Annotated in this window: 12 protein-coding genes and 1 other annotated feature; all 12 genes read right to left on the bottom strand. The window is 52.7% G+C overall.

What is annotated here, in order from left to right:
* Positions 1–69: 69 nt before the first annotated feature.
* The 12 genes from K7P76_RS31690 to K7P76_RS31635 all read right to left on the bottom strand — a co-directional run bounded on the left by K7P76_RS31690 (position 70) and on the right by K7P76_RS31635 (position 15,975).
* Positions 70–681: a class I SAM-dependent methyltransferase gene (locus tag K7P76_RS31690; protein WP_232190104.1), complete on the bottom strand. Its 612-nt coding sequence runs from the start codon at positions 679–681 to the stop codon at positions 70–72.
* Positions 682–792: 111 nt separating this feature from the next.
* The gene (gene rplL / locus K7P76_RS31685; RefSeq protein ID WP_232190103.1) at positions 793–1,155 is read right to left on the bottom strand and encodes a 50S ribosomal protein L7/L12; all 363 of its coding nucleotides are present in this window, start codon (positions 1,153–1,155) and stop codon (positions 793–795) included.
* 58 nt (positions 1,156–1,213) lie between these two features.
* Positions 1,214–1,714, bottom strand: a complete 501-nt coding sequence (gene rplJ / locus K7P76_RS31680; protein ID WP_232190102.1) for a 50S ribosomal protein L10 — start codon at positions 1,712–1,714, stop codon at positions 1,214–1,216.
* Positions 1,715–1,768: 54 nt separating this feature from the next.
* Positions 1,769–1,980: a sequence feature (ribosomal protein L10 leader region), on the bottom strand.
* An 80-nt stretch (positions 1,981–2,060) separates the two neighbouring features.
* Entirely contained in the window at positions 2,061–2,753 is a 693-nt protein-coding gene (gene rplA, locus K7P76_RS31675; RefSeq protein ID WP_232190101.1) for a 50S ribosomal protein L1, read from the bottom strand.
* Positions 2,754–2,844: 91 nt separating this feature from the next.
* Positions 2,845–3,270 (bottom strand): 50S ribosomal protein L11, encoded by a 426-nt coding sequence (gene rplK / locus K7P76_RS31670; RefSeq protein ID WP_115995297.1) that lies wholly within the window; start codon positions 3,268–3,270, stop codon positions 2,845–2,847.
* A gap of 90 nt (positions 3,271–3,360) precedes the next feature.
* A complete protein-coding gene (nusG, locus tag K7P76_RS31665; protein WP_232190100.1) occupies positions 3,361–3,894 on the bottom strand; it encodes a transcription termination/antitermination protein NusG in 534 nt (177 codons plus the stop codon).
* A 25-nt stretch (positions 3,895–3,919) separates the two neighbouring features.
* The gene (gene secE, locus K7P76_RS31660; protein WP_232190147.1) at positions 3,920–4,129 is read right to left on the bottom strand and encodes a preprotein translocase subunit SecE; all 210 of its coding nucleotides are present in this window, start codon (positions 4,127–4,129) and stop codon (positions 3,920–3,922) included.
* An 18-nt stretch (positions 4,130–4,147) separates the two neighbouring features.
* Complete coding sequence (gene rpmG, locus K7P76_RS31655; RefSeq protein WP_120979940.1) at positions 4,148–4,297, bottom strand: 50S ribosomal protein L33; 150 nt, start codon at positions 4,295–4,297, stop codon at positions 4,148–4,150.
* A 271-nt stretch (positions 4,298–4,568) separates the two neighbouring features.
* Entirely contained in the window at positions 4,569–5,888 is a 1,320-nt protein-coding gene (locus tag K7P76_RS31650) for a sensor histidine kinase (protein ID WP_232190099.1), read from the bottom strand.
* The gene (locus tag K7P76_RS31645; RefSeq protein WP_232190098.1) at positions 5,885–6,586 is read right to left on the bottom strand and encodes a response regulator transcription factor; all 702 of its coding nucleotides are present in this window, start codon (positions 6,584–6,586) and stop codon (positions 5,885–5,887) included. The genes K7P76_RS31650 and K7P76_RS31645 overlap by 4 nt, the downstream gene beginning before the upstream one ends.
* Before the next feature lie 258 nt (positions 6,587–6,844).
* The gene (locus K7P76_RS31640) at positions 6,845–13,804 is read right to left on the bottom strand and encodes a GLUG motif-containing protein (RefSeq protein ID WP_232190097.1); all 6,960 of its coding nucleotides are present in this window, start codon (positions 13,802–13,804) and stop codon (positions 6,845–6,847) included.
* The gene (locus tag K7P76_RS31635) at positions 13,801–15,975 is read right to left on the bottom strand and encodes an MMPL family transporter (protein ID WP_232190096.1); all 2,175 of its coding nucleotides are present in this window, start codon (positions 15,973–15,975) and stop codon (positions 13,801–13,803) included. The genes K7P76_RS31640 and K7P76_RS31635 overlap by 4 nt, the downstream gene beginning before the upstream one ends.
* Position 15,976: the final 1 nt, after the last annotated feature.

The following is a 15,976-nucleotide window of genomic DNA, read 5'->3' as shown; positions in this document are numbered from 1 at the left end:
ACAATTAGCCCATCCTAATACTGACATTTTTTAATAATACCACAGCGGAAATGTCAAGTCAAACTAAAATTATTCACCATTTTTAGTGCAACGGTATATCCGGTATCCTTTATCCTTGCCGACTTCGACAACTGCATCTTCGCCGTATATTTCTTCAAGCTTGGCCTTGGCAGAAGGAGCTCCTTGTTTTTTCTGAATGACAACCCATATCGTCCCACCGGGCATAAGGTGTTTCCACGATTCCGCGAATAGGCTGTGTACGACAACCTTACCCGCGCGAATGGGTGGATTGGAAAGAATAACGTCGTAAACCTCACCGGCAACCGCGGCATAAAGATCACTTTGCGCAAAAGAAACATTGTGAATCGCATTCGCAGCCGCGTTATGTTTAGAGAGTTCGACCGCCCTTTCATTGATATCGATTAGCGTAACATGTCCTTGCGGCGCAAGGCGGGCAGCAGTCAATCCGATCGGACCGTAACCGCAACCAATGTCTAATATTCGCGCCTCGTGCGGTATTTCCATATGCTCAATGAGCACCCGACTGCCATAGTCCACCCCGTCCCGCGAAAACACGCCCGCATCCGACGTCAATCGAAAGTTGAAACCCCGAAGCACCGTCTCGAACGCCTGCCGATCGCTAGCCGACTGCGGCTTATTCGAATAGTAATGATCATTCACGGCTTGGACCCTCCACAGTTACGGCATAGTCTGCCTACTCTAAGCATAATCAAGTTTACACATGAACAAACCCCTCGAAGAAAATCTTCAAGGGGTTTGACGATCCGCTTCTTACTTAACTTCGACTTTAGCGCCAGCTTCTTCAAGCTTAGCTTTAACAGCGTCAGCTTCTTCTTTGGCTACTTTTTCTTTGATAGCTTTTGGTGCGTTGTCAACAAGGTCTTTCGCTTCTTTCAGGCCAAGACCCGTGATTTCGCGAACGGCTTTGATAACGTTGATTTTGGAAGCGCCAGCTTCAACAAGTACAACATCGAACTCGGATTGCTCTTCAACTTCAGCAACGGCAACCGCGCCGCCTGCTGCTACTGGAGCTGCTGCAGTAACACCAAATTCTTCTTCGATTGCTTTAACCAGATCGTTCAGTTCAAGAACAGTCATGACTTTAATGGCTTCTAAGATTTGCTCTTTGCTCATTTGAATATCCTCCATTATTTGAGATCATATGATCTTCTTTTTTTGACAATCTTTTGGTTTACGCGCTTGCTTCGTTCTTCTCGGCGATCGCTTTGACCGCGAGCGCGAAGTTGCGAACAGGCGCTTGCAGAACGCTAAGCAACATGGAGAGCAAACCTTCGCGGGAAGGAAGTTCCGCAAGTGCTTTAATTTGCGTAGAATCGACGAAACGTCCTTCTACAACGCCGCCTTTAACTTTCAAAGCATCGTTCTTCTTAGCAAAATCGCTGAGAATTTTCGCTGGAGCAACGACGTCTTTGCCGAAAGCGATAGCGGTTGGACCCGTTAGTACGGCATCAAGCTCGCTCAACTCTGCGTTTGCGGCAGCACGGCTTACCAAAGAGTTTTTCAACACTTGGAATTCAACGCCAGCTTCACGCAACAGCTTGCGTAGTTGGGTTACTTGCGCCACGTTCAGACCGCGATAGTCAGCCACAACCGTACAGTTGCTTTCACGCAGCTTCGTCGCAATAACCTCGACTTCTTGCTGTTTTGCCTGAATGATTTTCGCATTTGCCATTGTGTACACCTCCTAAGTCTTGGCTTAACCGTATATTCTCCCGCGGAGTTCGACGGAGGCATAAGAAATGCCCCCGCAGACACTGCGGAGGCATGACGTGATCTTGCTCTTATTATCAAAATGCGTCGCACTTTGCAAAAGAGAAAAGCTCTATTCACACACCTCGGTAGGAAATTAAGCCTTCCCGACAACCGACTCGCAGCGATCGCTGCTGGGTAACGGTTGCGTTGGGCACCTACGGTCTACGGTATCCATATTCATTTTTCAACTTTATCAGCTTAACACTCGGGTCAGCCGATGTCAAAGACAGTTATTACCGTCCTCTGAACCTAATAGGCCAGCCGGATTAGCGATAAACGGAGGCATTAACTCGGGCGCCTGGTCCCATCGTCGAAGAAATCGAGATGTTCTTCAGGTAGATCCCTTTGGAAGATGCGGGTTTCGCGCGGCTCAGCGCATCGATCAAAGCTTTCAGGTTTTCGTCGAGTTTCTCGGAATCGAACGAAACCTTGCCGATCGGAGCGTGAATTTGTCCTTGCTTGTCCAGACGGTATTCGATTTTACCGGCTTTGATCTCCGCAATGGCTTTTGCAACGTCGTTCGTTACAGTGCCCGCTTTAGGGTTAGGCATCAAACCTTTACCCCCGAGAATACGGCCCAGTTTACCGACTTCGCTCATCATGTCCGGAGTCGCGACGCAAACGTCAAACTCGAACCATCCTTGTTGGATTTTAGCGATGAGATCTGCGTCTCCTACATAATCCGCACCGGCAGCTTCAGCTTCTTTCAGCTTATCGCCCTTCGCGAATACGAGAACTCGTTGCGTTTTGCCGGTGCCGTGAGGCAGGACGACTACGCCGCGAACTGCTTGATCTTGTTTTCTCGGATCGACGCCGAGACGGACAGCCGCTTCGACCGTTTCGTCGAATTTAGCCGTTGCCGCTTTCTTCACGAGCGTGATGGCTTCCAAAGATTCGTAGGTTGCATCGCGATCGATCAGCTTAGCGGACTCTGCATATTTCTTGCCGTGTTTAGCCAAGTTGTTCTCCTCCTTTTGTGGTTTTAACGGTTTCAATCCGCGCTCCCGGTCGGGAGCGACAGGGATCTCCTCCCACTGTCGTTGGCAGCGATTAGTCTTCGATGACAACGCCCATGCTGCGGGCAGTACCTTCGATCATACGCATAGCCGCTTCTACGGAAGCCGCGTTAAGATCTTGCATTTTTTGCTCGGCGATATCGCGTACTTTCGCGCGTTTAACCGTAGCAACCTTCTTCTTGTTCGGTTCGCCGGATCCTTTAGGAATTCCCGCTGCGACGCGTAGCAATACTGCTGCCGGTGGCGTCTTAGTTTCGAACGTAAAGGAGCGATCCTCGAATACGGAAATAACGACCGGAATAATTAATCCCACTTGGTCTGCCGTGCGAGCATTGAACTCTTTACAGAATGCCATGATATTTACGCCAGCTTGACCAAGTGCAGGACCGATCGGCGGCGCAGGGTTAGCTTTACCCGCGTTAACTTGCAGCTTTACCAATTTGATGACTTTTTTTGCCATGATGCACACCTCCTTGCCCCATAATGCGGTCTAGCGGAACTTCCGTCCCTCCCGCTCGTTCAAGAAACCCTAGCTACTTAATAAGCTAGCTTATATCTTTTCCACTTGAGTGAAATCCAACTCAACCGGGGTTTCCCTGCCAAACATGTTCACGTGCACCTTCAGCTTGCTTTTGTCGGCGAGAATCTCTTCTACGGAACCGACGAAGTTAGCAAAAGGACCTACTTTAACACGAACGTTTTCCTTGAGTTCGAAATCGATAACCGGCTTCGGCTCTTCCATCCCCATATGCTTTAGAATTCCTTCTACTTCATCTGGGAGAAGCGCCGTCGGTTTCGATCCCGATCCAGTGGAACCAACAAATCCGGTTACGCCCGGAGTATTGCGGACCACGTACCAAGAATCGTCCGTCTGTACCATCTCTACAAGGACATAGCCGGGATATACTTTGCGCATAACCGTCTTTTTCTTGCCGTCCTTGTTGACGATTTCTTCTTCCATCGGAACAAGCACGCGGAAGATTTTGTCTTGCATGCCCATAGACTCTACGCGTTTCTCCAGGTTCGCCTTAACCTTGTTCTCGTATCCGGAGTACGTGTGTACTACATACCATCTTTTCTCCATGGAAAAGCCACCTTTGGTTCCTACGTCAGATGATTAGATCGACGAGGGATGAAATACCGATGTCCAGACCCCAGAAGTAGATCGTTACCAGCAGCACAGTCACGATAACGATGATCGTGTAGCTGACGAGCTCTTTCCGGCTGGGCCAGCGGACTTTCTTTAATTCGTTCCAACTATCGCTGAAAAACGAAAAAAAGGACCCAAAGTTTTGTTTCATTTTGGCCAGGAAAGTCACTTTCATACCTCCTAGGAGTTAGCGCGTTTCGCGATGAGGAGTATGTTCATTGCAAAATCTGCAGAACTTCTTCAACTCGATGCGATCGGCGTGCGTCCGTTTGTTCTTGCTCGACGTATAGTTCCGATGCTTGCAGTTCGTACAAGCTAGAGTGATAATCACCCGCATCCCTTCCACCTCCCGGGATCATAACTTCATAAAAATACAACCATTCAGCGGAAACCCCAGCTTGGCGAACCAAGGCTGAGCTTGGATCTGTGTCGTGATAACGGGTCATCAAGACAACAATTCCTGGTGTTTCGCCGATGATTCAGACCTGCGCATAAGTAACCACGTTGAGTGTACTAAAATAATTTATCACAGGGGGTAGGCGATGTCAACGAAAAGTCGAAAGGGAAAGTCGGAAGGGACCCTCGTACCATTCTTCCAATTTCCTGCCCTATTTAATCATTTCTATGGTAAATCGAATCTCAAGCCCTCCCAAAGAGGATCGATTCGCGATGATCGTTCCGCCATGCCGTTCCACGATCGTGCGGCATATCGCTAATCCCAGCCCCGTTCCTCCATGCTGTCTCTGCCGGGATTTCTCCACTCTGTAAAACCTCTTAAAGATAGCAGTCCACTCCTCTTTCGACAAACCTTCCCCATTATCGCCAACAACAAACTCCACTTCCTTTTTTTTGATAACGGCCTCTAATGTTACTTTCAAACTATCATCCTTACGATAACGCACGGCGTTGCTTATGAGATTTGCGAATACGCGCCGGATCATTTTTTCATTCATCGATATCCTCATATCAGGGAGATTGTGAGACCAAACAAGCCGATAGCCGAATCCGTCCAGTTCGTTTTCATATTCACGGGCTACGGATTCGAAAAAGGGGCGAATAGGAACGGGTGCGAATTCCGAAGTATGCATTTCAAGCTCATTGCTGCCAAAAGCGGAAAAGTCGTTCAACAAACTGGACATTTCAATAATTTTACGATGGATAAGCTGATCGGATTCGGCTCTGTCTGCTTCAGATTGGGTCCGTACCCGTTCGTTGCAACCCCGAATAACGGTTAACGGTGTTTTCAAATCATGGGTAATGGCCGCTATCATCTCGACCTGTTCCTCGTGAGCTTGTCTCAACCGTACAGCCATCCTGGAAAAGCCGACGTACAGCTCGCCGATTTCATCGCGCCGCCGCGGGAGGCTGCGTAATAGAGCAGGACTTCGAATGGATATTCCCTCGACCAAACGGTTCAAGTCGTATAGGGATTTAGCAATAAACAGATGGAAAAAAAGCGCCAGCAAGAGAACTGCTGCAATCAATAAGAGAATTAACGCCAAATACACTTGTCCCCTCAGGTTGTCCACGTTGAAATCCTGCCAGGACAGAGGATAATCGATATCCAGCTCATATACCGAACGGTCGTTCATCACAATCGACTTATGAAAATGGAATGCAACTTCATTCTTCTTGGCTGCTTCATAGGAGAAAATCTCGGTACGCTTGTCTCCTTGAATGGAAGATAAAGAGATATTGCCGCTCCGGGGTTCATTTTTCAAGTGGGCGATCATTTGAGAAACATCGGGATAGGACTGCCTCAGCTTATTCACGATGTCCTGTTCTTTCTGCACCGCCAACCGATCGAGATGTCGATTGCTCTCAAAGAAATGAGGAACAAAATAATATCTGAAACACACGAAAGCGACCAAGACGATACTGGACATGACAACGAGTAATAGCAGCGGGATTTTATACCTCAGTTTCATTGGGAATCCGCCTTAGGAGTGTATCGATATCCGACTCCCCAAACCGTTCGGATGAAATCGTGATCTTGTCCGAACTTCTTGCGCAAATTTTTAATATGTACGGTAACTGTATTGATATCTCCTTCTTCGTTTCCCCACACCTGAAAATAAATTTGTTCCCGGGATAAGATGCGGTTGGGGTTTCTCTGAAAATAGGAAAGCAGCTGGAATTCCTTAAATGAAATATCCAGTTTCTGCCCTCTTAAAAATGCTTCATAAGTCTGTTCGTTCAAAGTAATGACTTCATTTATGGCAGTTGCGGCATGCAGTTTATGCAGCAATTGTTCTTCTAAACGGCTCATTTTTCGAAAATGCGCTTTTATCCGGGCGATAAGTTCATTTAAGCTGAACGGTTTCGTCATGTAGTCGTCGGCTCCGATTTCAAGTCCGACAATTCGGTCGATCTCGCGGTCGCGGGCGCTCAGAATGAGCACCGGGATATTTCGTTCTCTCCCTAACCGCCGACATACTTCAAGTCCATCCATTACCGGCATCATGACGTCGAGAATAAGAAAATCGACGGGTTCGCTCTCCATCATTTCAAGCGCTTGTTTTCCGTCGTAGGCGCACAGTACGCCAAAGTTTTCGCGCTTCAGTTCCTTTTCAATCATCCTTACAATATCCCGGTCGTCATCTGCGATTAGTATGGTATGTTTCATTGGAACGATGCCCCCCGCTGCTCGCTTTCTCTTCCCAAAATATCATATCCATAAGAAAATGGCCCACTATTTTGTGGAACCTTATTCGCATCTCCGTATGCACTTAGCAACTCAGCGGTCTGCAGTGACTATTAACGAGTTGATACGCTCAAAGCACCGCATCCCGGCAAGCAGGAGTCGCCCGCGGCGATGACTCCGCCCGGGCGATCCAACTGTTTTGTTGAGGAACTCGGGTGTTTTTTGCGCGATCCGCTCGTCCTACCCAATGAGCTCGGCTTTCTCCAGCAGCCGCAGGACGATCGCAGCCGTTTCAGCTCTTGTGATGTCGCTCTTCGGTCGCAGCCCCGCTGCGAAGCCCTGCACCAGTCCGCTCTTCACGGCGGCCGCGACCGCCTCCTTCGCCCAGCCGTCAACCGATTTCCCGTCGGCAAACAGGGTCAGCGTAACTTCCGCTTCCGGCTCGCTTACACTTGTGTTCATTCCCGTCAGCTTCATCATCCGAACGATCATCGCGATTGCTTCCTCCCGCGTGATCGTCCTCTCCGGATGAAACGTTCCGTCCGGATATCCGCTCACGATGCCATACTCCTGCGCTTTCGCCACCCCTCCCGCATACCATGCTTCGGACGCCACATCTTCGAAGGAGGCGCTTGTTCCGTTGTCGTCAAGCCCCAGGGCCCGTACGACGATCGCCGCAAACTCTGCCCGCGTGATCGGTTGGTTCGGGCGGAAATGCGTCCCGTCGACGCCGCCGATCACCATCCGCGACGCCAATTCGTTCACCGCCTTCTCCGCCCAATGCCCGGCCGCATCCGCGAACGACGCCGGCTTCCGGATCAGCGCGTAATCGCTGTTCGTCATACTGCTGGCCACCGCGTAATATTTCCCGCCGCGTTCCATGATCCGCGTCGGCACATACCTGACGCTTCCGTCATCCTCAACGATGACGGCGGTTGTCACCTCGCCCGGCCCGACACCGTCCGGCAGCGGAATTTCCCGCTCCACGTACGAGCGGAACTTGTCGATGCTGACCGTCCGGCCTTTGTATGTCGCCGTCACCGCGAATGCGACCGGGGGCGAGACGAGAACGAAGCCCTTTTGTTTCGCCGCGTTTTCGGTCAATTGCACTTTGTCGGCGCCGCTTGGCTTGATCTCTACCTGGATCGTGATATCCGACAATTTCATATCGTCTCCGAACTGCTCTTTCCATTTGTCCATCGCGACTTCCGACGCTGGCAGCCTGTAGATGCCGCTCGGCGTCTTCACTTCCAACACGTTCTGTTTGTCCGCCATCGCTTTCGCCATGTCGCCGGTCAGTACGACCGTCACTTTTCCGGCATGTGAAGTGACCGATATCGTAATGAGCGCCTTGTCCGGCTCTTGATTGACCAGCGACATGAACTTGCCGGCATCCATCTTCACCGTCAGCACGGATTCACCGTTTTCTGCCGTTGCCGCAATTTCGACGATTTGCGGGAACGCTTTGCCGTTGACGATCAAGCGAACGTCCTGCGGCTGGCCGGGTCCGTCGCTGCCCGTATCGCCCGTCCCGGTCGAACCGACTGTCCCGGTCGAACCGCTCCGGCGCGTCACCGTTACCGTGTACTTCTTCTTCGTCACGCCGTCCTGCGCCGTTACTTCCACGCCGATCGTGTTGCTGTCAACGTTCAAGCCGATGTCGCCGGATGCCGATCCGCTCGCGACTACGGTCCCGTTTACCTTCACCGTAGCGCTCACGCTTGACGCCGTCGGCGTTACTTTCACGCCACTCACGCTATTGTCCACAGTTGCCGTGTAGTTTAACGTGTTGGGGTCAAATGTCGGGCTCAGCGTTCCTTGCGATAAAGTTAAGCCGCTTAAATTCGCATTGCCGGACAATGCGTACGGGGTTGCGCTCGCTTCATTCGAGTAAACGCTGACTGCGTCTGCGTTGCCCGCCTTGACTGCGAAATAATAGGTAGTGCCGTTTGTCAAGCCAGTTGCGGTGTGCGTGTAGGTCGCGCCGTTTAGCGTCGCAACCGGAGTCGTTCCGTAAGAACCGACCGCTGTTCCCCGATAAATGTTGTAGTACATTGCACCCGTCACACTGTTCCAGTTTAAGGAAACTTGCGCGTTGCCCGCCGTTGCTGTCAGATGAGTCGGCGCGGCTATGACCGGCGGCGCGTTAGTCGTTACGGATTTCATCGTGTAGGCACTCTTATTGCCCGCCTCGTCCTTCACGATGACGTTGAAGTAGTACGTTGTGCCCGACGTCAAACCCGTCCCGTTCAGCGTCGCGATATCCGCCGCATAGCTGCCGATCGCCGTGCCGTTTGCTTCGATATTGCTCACGGTGTCGATGTTGTTGCTCGAAGACCGGTAAACCCGATACTGCAAAGCGCTCTGCGCGCTGACATTGTCCGTCGCTTTCATCCAGTTCAACGTAACGCCAGTGGCGCTCAGACCCGAAGGCGTGATCGCTCCGCCGTTGACGCTTTCCGTCGGCGCAGTCGTGTCCAGCGCGGCCATGGTCGTCACCGATACCATCGCATAGGCGCTCTCGTTCCCCGCCTCATCCTTCACGATGACGTTGAAATAGTATGTCGTGCTTGCTGTCAGGCCCGTCACATTCAGCGTCGCGATGTCCGCCGAAAAGCTGCCGACCGCCGTGCCGTTCGCTTCGATGTTGCTCACCGTGTCGATGTTGTTGCTCGAAGACCGGTAAACCAGATACTGCAAAGCGCTCTGCGCGCTGACATTGTCCGTCGCTTTCGTCCAGTTCAGCGTAACGCCCGTGTCGCTCAGTCCCGATGTCGTAATCGCTCCGCTGTTTACGCTTTCCGTCGGCGCAGTCGTGTCCGGCGCGGCCATGGTCGTCACCGATACCTTCGCATAGGCGCTCTTGTTGCCCGCCTCATCCTTCACGATGACGTTGAAGTAGTATGTCGTGCCCGACGTCAAACCCGTCACGTTCAACGTCGCGATATCCGCTGCATAGCTGCCGATCGCCGTTCCGTTCGCTTCGATATTGCTCACCGTGTCGATGTTGCTGCTCGAAGACCGGTAAACCAGATACTGCAAAGCGCTCTGCGCGCTAACGTTATCCGTTGCCTTCGTCCAGTTCAGCTTAACACCCGTGGCGCTCAGTCCCGATGTCGTAATCGCTCCGCTGTTCACGCTTTCCGTCGGCGCAGTCGTGTCCAGCGCGGCCATGGTCGTCACCGATGCCACCGAGTAGGCGCTCTTGTTCCCCGCCTCGTCCTTCACGATGACGTTGAAGTAGTACGTCGTGCTTGCTGTCAGGCCCATCACATTCAGCGTCGCGATGTCCGCCGAAAAGCTGCCGATCGCTGTGCCGTTCGCTTCTATGTTGCTCACGGTGTCGATGTTGTTGCTGCTGGCACGATACACCAAATATTGCAACGCGCTCTGCGCGCTCGCGTTATCCGTCGCCTTCGTCCAGTTCAGCGTAACACCCGTGTCGCTCAGACCCGAAGGCGTGATCGCTCCGCCGGTCACGCTTTCCGTCGGCGCAGTCGTGTCCGGCGCGGCCATGGTCGTCACCGATGCCACCGAGTAGGCGCTCTTGTTCCCCGCCTCGTCCTTCACGATAACGTTGAAGTAGTATGTTGTGCCCGGCGTCAAACCCGTCACGTTCAACGTCGCGATATCCGCTGCATAGCTACCGATCGCCGTTCCGTTTGCTTCGATATTGCTCACGGTGTCGATGTTGTTGCTCGAAGACCGGTAAACCCGATACTGCAACGCGCTCTGCGCGCTGACATTGTCCGTCGCTTTCGTCCAGTTCAACGTAACGCCCGTGGCGTTCAGTCCCGATGTCGTAATCGCTCCACTGTTCACACTCTCCGTCGGCGCAGTCGTGTCCAGCGCGGTCACGGTTGTTACGGATTTCATAGTGTAGGCGCTCTTGTTCCCCGCCCCGTCCTTCACAATAACGTTGAAGTAGTACGTCGTGCCCGACGTCAAACCCGTCACGTTCAACGTCGCGATATCCGCCGCATAGCCGCCGATCGCCGTTCCGTTCGCTTCGATATTGCTCACGGTGTCGATGTTGTTGCTCGAAGACTGGTAAACCAGATACTGCAAAGCGCTCTGCGCGCTGACATTGTCCGTCGCTTTCGTCCAGTTCAGCGTAACGCTCGTGGCGCTCAGTCCCGATGTCGTAATCGCACCGCCGTTGACGCTTTCCGTCGGCGCGGTCGTGTCCGGCGCTGCCATGGTCGTCACCGATACCATCGCATAGGCGCTCTTATTGCCCGCCTCATCCTTCACGATGACGTTGAAGTAGTACGTCGTGCCCGACGTCAAACCCGTCACGTTCAACGTCGCGATATCCGCCGCATAGCTGCCGATCGCCGTTCCGTTCGCTTCGATATTGCTCACCGTGTCTATGTTGTTGCTGCTGGAGCGATACACCAAATACTGCAACGCGCTCTGCGTGCTAACGTTATCCGTTGCCTTCGTCCAGTTCAGCTTAACACCCGTGGCGCTCAGCCCCGAAGGCGTGATCGCTCCGCCGTTGACGCTTTCCGTCGGCGCGGCCGTGTCCGTCCACTGCGCATACAAGATCACATTGGCTGCGCCCAGCGGAATCGTCGCGCCTGCGAAATAGCTATAAATCCCGGTGCCGTCCGCCTTCGTATTCCATCCGGTAAACGAATAACCCGTCTTCTCCAAATCCCCGCTGCCCGCCCCGGTTGCCGTGTCGCTAGCCTGATATACCTGATTGTCCACCGGCGCAGTTCCCCCCGTGCTTCCATTGCCGCTGTATATCACGGAGTAAGGTGGTATGAAATGGGGATAGCCGTTGTTGATGCCAGCATGAATGCCCCAGATACCGATGAAATCCCAGCCCTCATCGATGAAATTGAAGGGATTAATCATCTGAGCCGTGGTCAGGCCAGTAGCACTGAATGTGCCGGAACCTGAGCCATATCCTGCGGCCAGCCCGGTGGTATCCGTATTCCAGAAGCTGGTGTTTACCACGCCAGCATTGTTGTATCCCAGCAGCCCCCCGGTCGTAGCGCTGCTGCTGCCGGTGACGGCGCCGGTGGCATAGACATTGGTCAGGTCACCCCAATTGCTGCCGACCAGCCCGCCGACATTGTTGCCCGTACCCTGCACAGTGCCCATGGCATAGGCATTGCTGACGTTGGTTTCATTTCTGCCGATCAGGCCGCCGGTATCGTCACCGCTGGTCGAACTGACATTACCATCGGCATAGACATTGTCGATGTTTGGGCCAAAGGCCCACCCGACTAGCCCACCGATCTTGCCAGCAGCGCCAGCGCCACTCACATCACCGTGAGCAGCAGCATTGGTGATGCTAGTGCCTCCCCACGCTCCGATCAAGCCGCCAGCATAGCTGTTGCTGGCAGTGACAGCGCCCCAGGCCTCGGCGGAGGCCAGCGTGCCGTTCGTTTCCCAGGTGCCGATCAAACCGCCAACACGGGAATAGCCGCTGACGGACACGCCCGTGGCTTGCGCATTGGTGATGGTGGCACTGGAATAAACGTATCCCAACAGCCCACCGACATGGCCACCTGTGCTGAACGTCGTACCAGTGCTGGCAACCGTTCCGGATGCGCTGACGTCGGTCAGATTGCCTGCATCGAAATAACCGATGAGCCCACCAACAAAGGCACCATTGCTGGTCACGTCGCCGCTGGCCCTCGCGTTCGATATCGTGTCACCCGTGCTGTATCCGATCAAGCCGCCAGCATAGCGGATATTCCCGGTCGGGGCGGAGGTGACGCGGTTGCCTGTGACCGAAACAGTGCCGGTGGCTGAAATATTCGAGACCGTCTCGCTTGCGCTGTAGCCAATCAGGCCGCCGATATATTGCGTCAAATATCCGGCATCTGTGGGCGAACTGACCGTGATGGCTCCAGTGGCATGGGCATCGGACATCGTGCCGGTGTTAGCGTAGCCGACCAGTCCGCCGATGTATTGGGCATCATCTCCAGAAGTCACCATGATCGCGCCGCCGGCTTGCACGCGAGTCAATGTCGTTGCCACGCCCGAAGATGTATGGACATCGGCATAGCCGACCAGTCCGCCGACGTAGAGAACCGTCATTCCGGGGGCCGAATGGATGCTCACCGCACCGGTGGCATAAGAGTCGGAGATGGCACTGGCGTAATTATACCCCACGAGACCGCCAACATTGCTGACATTGGCCGGTGAATCGAGCGTAATCGAAGACGTTGCGTAGCTATTGGAGATGTCGGCGTCGAGATTGCGCCCGACCAATCCTCCGATATAGGTGCGATCCACACTGCCGTTTGTCTGGGTGCTGATCGCCCCGGTGGCATGAACTTGATCCAGCGAGGTGGCGGTGTTATCGCCGATCAATCCGCCGACATAAGCTCTGCCGATCACATCACCCGTCGCATAAGCATGGGTGATCTCATTATCGCCGTTGTTCTCGATATAGCCAATCAGGCCGCCGACATGTGCGGAAGCCGTAACGTCGCCGCCGGCCCAGCCATTATCGATGCTGACATTCCCGGCATACCCGATCAAGCCGCCGGCATATTGGGCGCCGGCCGTTACGCTGCCCTGCGCCGAGACCGTGTCGAAGGTGCTGGTGTAGACTTCGCCTGCTAGGCCGCCCGCATTGTTTGTTGCTGTGACTGTGCCGGAAGCGTGGGCATTGGAAATGGTCGCATCTTCTACCGTACCGAATAGGCCGCCGACATAGATTTTTCCGCTCACTGTCATACTGGAACTGACGCTCTCGACCGTCCCGCCCGTTATCATACCGGCAAGGCTACCGATGCTGTAGCCATTCGTGGTCGAGACGCTGCCTCCAAGCAGATCGACATTGCGCAACGTGCCCTTACTGACGCCAAACAGACCGCCACCGCCCGAACCATTGGCCTGATGGATGAACAGATTGCTAATACTGTTGCCGCCGCCGTCGAACACGCCCGTAAAGTTAGTCGATAACGAACCGATGGGCACAAAGCCCGCGCCGCTATTCCATGTGCTTGTGACGCTGGCGTCAATATCCGCGCCTAGCACGTAATGCGCGCTCAAATCTTCATTCATCGCTTGCAGTTGGTCCACCGTCACGATGACATACGGATCGCCCGCCGTTCCGCTGCCTCCGGCGAACGTTGCAGCCTGTGCCGCCGGGGGAAACACCGCCGGTTGCGCAAGCAGCAGCGCTACTGTCAAATAAACAACGATTCCTCTTCTCCAGCCGCTTCTCATCGTATCGTCATCTCCCTATCGCCAGACCGCATCAACTTGGCCTGTAAAGACATAAGCGCCGGAATGAACAGGGGCAGCATCAGGAAAGTCAATAATGCAAGGCCGACAATGACGATGGTTGCAATCTGAATCAATGAAGGGACGCCTGCCGGATACATTGCCGCAAACGTTCCGGATAGGATTACGGCTGCGGAAATGACCACGCCTCCTATTCGCTTTAATGCCTGCAGCACAGCTTCCACGGGTGACATAGCGGAATACTCTTTATACCGCATCATCAAGAATATGCTGTAATCGACTCCCAAGGCCATAATCATGATAAAAGAGAAGAAAGGGGCCGTCCAGCTTAGCCCGTCGGCGCCGAACACATTTACAGCGACGGTTTCCGTAACGGATAAAGCCGTAAAATAAGACAAAACAAGCGATAAAATGATGTAGAGGGGAATCCAGAAGGATCTTAAGATATATAGGAGAATCGCAAAAATCCCGATAAGCATGAGATAAACCGAGCGCTGGAAATCCTCATTCGAAATTTGGCGCAAATCTTTATTCGTAGACGATACTCCGCCAATCCCCGCTGAAAATGATTCGATCCCGCTTGTTCGCAATTGTTTTTCAGCCTCGGCTTGAATCTGTCCGATAACATCCATGGCTTCCGCAGAGTAGGGGTCTACAGCCAGCTCGACAGTCAGCTTGAAGCTCCGTCGATCTTCCGACATGTAGGCATTAAGCACGGCCTGGAACTCCTTCCCTTTCAAATCGGGAAATCCGTTCATTTTATCGCCTTTCGACCTCGTCGGACCATAAACCTTTTCCACACCTTGTATAATGGAGATAGCTTCGGATACCCGGTCGATTACAGCCAATCGATCCTTGGAATCCATCCGCTCGTCTGTTGAAATTACGACTGTAGAAGGCATTGCTTTTCCGGGTGTAAATTTATCGGATAGAAGGTTTAGCCCCTGGATCGATTCATAAGAATCCGCTACTTCTTTCGTACTGTTAAAGGATAGCTCTCCCTTATATGACAATAGGAAAGGAATCGTCAGCAACCCGACAATTACAAGCGACACAATCGGTCTGGATATAGAGAAAGTCCCCGTTAGCTTCCACAGCTTATTATCGCCATGACCGGTTTGTCGTTTCGCCGGCCAGAATAAAATGTTCCCCGTCCATAACATGCACACGGGCAGCAGCGTAAATAAAACAAGCATTAATAGGGCAACGCCAACGGCTACCGCTACGGCGGATTGGTAAATCGAGAACTTGGCCAGTCCTAAAATACTGAACCCGATCAGCACGGCAATCCCGCTGTACAATACGGTTTTCCCCGCTGTGCGATAAGTTGCCGCGATCGCTTCCAAGACCCCATGCCCCTCGCGCAGCTCCTCTTTGAACCGGCTTAGCAATAAAATATTATAATCGGTTCCGATGCCGAACAAGACAAGGAGGAGAAACGTCTGCGTCGTTGTGGCAAAAGGGAAACCCAGCGTATCGACTAAGCTGGTTACTGCGCTTAGCGAGATCACATAGGTTATGCCCACGATAAGCAGAGACAGAATCGGCGTGACTGGAGAGCGAAACACCAGGATCAAAATAGCAATAATAAAGATGACGGTGATCATCTCTGTTTTCTTGACTCCGGCTTGACTCGTCAAAATTTGGTCTTCGGTAATTCGATCGTTCCCGGTGACATAGGTTTGCACCTTGCTGTCGTGCAATTGCTGCTGAAGCCCTTCCGTTAATTCCGTTACCGTTTTATTATTTTTATTAAGGGTAAGCGGAAGCATCACAGTCGTCCCGTCTTTGGCAATAAGCTGGGACTTGACTTGGGCATTCGCAAACGGGTCCGTGAATTTGACAATCCCCAGTTCACTGGATTTCTTCCCCAAGTCAGCGATTTGCTGTTGAATATGCGTCATCTGGTCGGACGACAGTTGTTCATCTTCATGAAATACGACAACGATATCCATCGGCTTGACGTCCGAAGGCGTTTGATTCAATTGTTTCAATAAAGAAACCGATTGGATGGAGGAATACTCTTGCGGGATTTTCGGTTGTCCTTTTTCTCTGATCAAAGCGTCCATATCGGGCTTAAATGCAACAGCTGCAACGAATAGAACGACCCAAACAACTGCTAATGCCCATCGCAGTTTCATAAGCCGCTGCATC

The organism is Cohnella silvisoli (assembly GCF_021190915.1).
Classification (GTDB): domain Bacteria; phylum Bacillota; class Bacilli; order Paenibacillales; family Paenibacillaceae; genus Cohnella; species Cohnella silvisoli.
Note: the sequence above shows the minus strand (reverse complement) of the source record. Positions and strands in the feature narration are given on the sequence as shown.

Bases quoted from the DNA above. Each gene is read 5' to 3' on its own strand.
- rplL (WP_232190103.1), bottom strand. From the start codon at position 1,155: ATGAGCAAAGAGCAAATCTTAGAAGCCATTAAAGTCATGACTGTTCTT.
- rplJ (WP_232190102.1), bottom strand. From the start codon at position 1,714: ATGGCAAATGCGAAAATCATTCAGGCAAAACAGCAAGAAGTCGAGGTT.
- rplK (WP_115995297.1), bottom strand. From the start codon at position 3,270: ATGGCAAAAAAAGTCATCAAATTGGTAAAGCTGCAAGTTAACGCGGGT.
- nusG (WP_232190100.1), bottom strand. From the start codon at position 3,894: ATGGAGAAAAGATGGTATGTAGTACACACGTACTCCGGATACGAGAAC.
- rpmG (WP_120979940.1), bottom strand. From the start codon at position 4,297: ATGCGGGTGATTATCACTCTAGCTTGTACGAACTGCAAGCATCGGAAC.
- K7P76_RS31650 (WP_232190099.1), bottom strand. From the start codon at position 5,888: ATGAAACTGAGGTATAAAATCCCGCTGCTATTACTCGTTGTCATGTCC.
- K7P76_RS31645 (WP_232190098.1), bottom strand. From the start codon at position 6,586: ATGAAACATACCATACTAATCGCAGATGACGACCGGGATATTGTAAGG.
- K7P76_RS31640 (WP_232190097.1), bottom strand. From the start codon at position 13,804: ATGAGAAGCGGCTGGAGAAGAGGAATCGTTGTTTATTTGACAGTAGCG.
- K7P76_RS31635 (WP_232190096.1), bottom strand. From the start codon at position 15,975: ATGCAGCGGCTTATGAAACTGCGATGGGCATTAGCAGTTGTTTGGGTC.